The organism is uncultured Phenylobacterium sp., from assembly GCF_902826855.1.
In the GTDB taxonomy this organism is placed as follows: domain Bacteria; phylum Pseudomonadota; class Alphaproteobacteria; order Caulobacterales; family Caulobacteraceae; genus Phenylobacterium.
This window is the reverse complement of sequence record NZ_CADEGK010000377.1, coordinates 1-1,671: the sequence shown is the minus strand read 5'-3', so window position 1 is coordinate 1,671 and position 1,671 is coordinate 1. Positions and strand designations below refer to the sequence as shown.

The following is a 1,671-nucleotide window of genomic DNA, read 5'->3' as shown; positions in this document are numbered from 1 at the left end:
GCCGATGGCGAGCCGCTGCGGCGCGAACTCGCCGAGCTCGGCTGCGAACCACGTCGCGATGGAGGCGTCGTAGGTCGCCGTACGCGCATAGGCCCGGCCCGCAAGGGTCTTGCGCAGCGCCAGTGATGTCGCTCCGCCCTCGGCCACCTGCGCCAGCACCTCGGCCATGTCCGCCGGGTCGGTGCAGACCGCGACGTAGCCGTGGTTCTTGGCCGCCGAACGGATCATCGCCGGCCCACCGATGTCGATGTTCTCCACGCAGGTCGCGTAGTCCGCGCCGGAGCCTACCGTCTGCTCGAAAGGGTAGAGGTTGACGTAGACCAGGTCGATCGCCCCGATCCCGTGGGCTTCCATCGCCGCCTTGTGTTCAGGCGCATCGCGCACGCCCAGCAGGCCGCCGTGGACCACCGGGTGCAGGGTCTTGACGCGGCCGTCCATCATCTCCGGGAAGCCGGTGAGTTCGGAGATGTCCTTCACCGGGAGTCCGGCGTCGGCGATAGCCTTGGCCGTGCCGCCGGTGGAGACGAGCTCGACCCCGGCGGCGGCCAGGGCGCGAGCGGCCTCAACCAAGCCGGTCTTGTCGGACACGCTCAGGAGCGCGCGGCGGACGGGGACCTTGTCAGGGGCGGGTGGGAAATCGGGTGCGGCGGGCAAGGCATTCTCCTCTCGAATTGGAAGGAATGCCCAGGCGAGCGGCGTCGATATGGTCTCCGCGCTCCCCGGTGGTCGCCCACCTTTAGTCGCCAGTCACGCGGGATGACGCGGACTAGCCCCGCGTCGCGTTCAGGTCAACGGGATGGAGCAGCGGCTGAGAGTTTCCACCGCACGCGCGCCCCGGAATCCGCCCGCCGTTGTCCCTTCAGCACCAGTTGCAGCCCCTGCCCCGCCGCCCGCGGTTCCAGAGCGATGTCGACGGCGTCGTTTCTCAACGTCCAGCCGCCGGCGGCGCCTTCCTGCCGCAAGAGCACGCTGCGTCGATCCTGCGAGACCAGGGCGCTGACGCCCGGCGACAGCTGGAAGCGTAGCGCGTAGGCGATGAAGTGGCGGCCGTCCGGGCCTTGCACCTTGGCCGTGGGCGTCAACCGATCCTCGCCCCGCAGCTCGCCATTCTCCAGGTCCAGGTAGAGCCGGCGCTGGTGCATCAGGCCGTAGCGGGCCATCCAGCCGTGGTGGTTCAGCTCCAGCCACACCGCGCCCGGCGCCTCGTGACGCTTCACGTCCAACGGCGCCTCTGCGCTCACGAGCCGCGGTCCCAGCACGGAGGCCGGAACGCCCGTCAGCACCCGGCCATACCCCTTCTCGCCCACCTGCATCGTCGATGCGGTCTCGATCCCACGCCCGCACGCCGCGTCGATGAGCCGCCGGCCGCCCGCCAACACCTGGATCGACGCGGCCTGCGCCACGGCCCGCTCGCTCCACGGCCCCGCGGGCGGGGCGGCCACGTCGCAGACCACCTGCAGGCGGCGCGAGTCCATACGCTGATAGCCATCGAGGCTGCTGGGGGTGGGGCGGTCACCGGTCTCGTCCTGGGCGCGGGCCGCAGCGACATAGGAAGGTCGCATCGCGACCCCGCCGTGAAAGGCCGCCAGCCCGCCGTCCGCGAGGGTGAAGAAACGCACCGCGGTCGACAGCCGCGAGATCGCCCGCTGCACCGCGTCGGGCGCCGCCAGC

General features: G+C 71.2%; 1 protein-coding gene, 1 pseudogene and 1 riboswitch. The gene and the pseudogene both read right to left on the bottom strand.

The genetic code is table 11. The features are described 5' to 3' along the window. Positions 1-654: pseudogene (purH, locus tag QZV94_RS24940) on the bottom strand (bifunctional phosphoribosylaminoimidazolecarboxamide formyltransferase/IMP cyclohydrolase); the annotation flags it as partial. 21 nt (positions 655-675) lie between these two features. Continuing rightward, positions 676-761: riboswitch (ZMP/ZTP riboswitch) on the bottom strand. 27 nt (positions 762-788) lie between these two features. After that, positions 789-1,671: heparinase II/III family protein (locus tag QZV94_RS24935; protein WP_293683154.1), on the bottom strand; the 883-nt coding region annotated here is incomplete at its 5' end.